At 72.3% G+C, this 274-nt stretch carries 1 rRNA gene; it reads right to left on the bottom strand.

The annotated features are described in order from the left end of the window. Window positions 1–31: 31 nt before the first annotated feature. Window positions 32–147: ribosomal RNA gene (gene rrf / locus DXB86_RS09850) — 5S ribosomal RNA — on the bottom strand. Window positions 148–274: the final 127 nt, after the last annotated feature.

The following is a 274-nucleotide window of genomic DNA, read 5'->3' as shown; positions in this document are numbered from 1 at the left end:
CAAGTCATCCGACGGCTCGGTGCCGTCCACCGGTCAGCGGCGCCCTGGCCTCCCACGGGCTGGCCCCGCAGTACTCTCGGCGCGATGGGGCTTAGCTTCCGGGTTCGGAACGGGACCGGGCGTGCCCCCCATGCTCTGGCCGCTGACCGGTGGGCGGCGCCCACCGTTACGGTGTCCTGGGTCTCTCTCACGTGCCCTGGGGGCCGCATGGCGCATAGGGGAGAAATGACTCGGGGGCATCCTCGTGCCCGGACCGCGCGCATGGGCGCTGGGT

Origin of the sequence: Collinsella sp. OM06-18AC, from assembly GCF_003438785.1 — a bacterium.
Taxonomy (GTDB): Bacteria; Actinomycetota; Coriobacteriia; order Coriobacteriales; family Coriobacteriaceae; genus Collinsella.
This window is presented reverse-complemented; position numbering and strand designations above follow the sequence as displayed.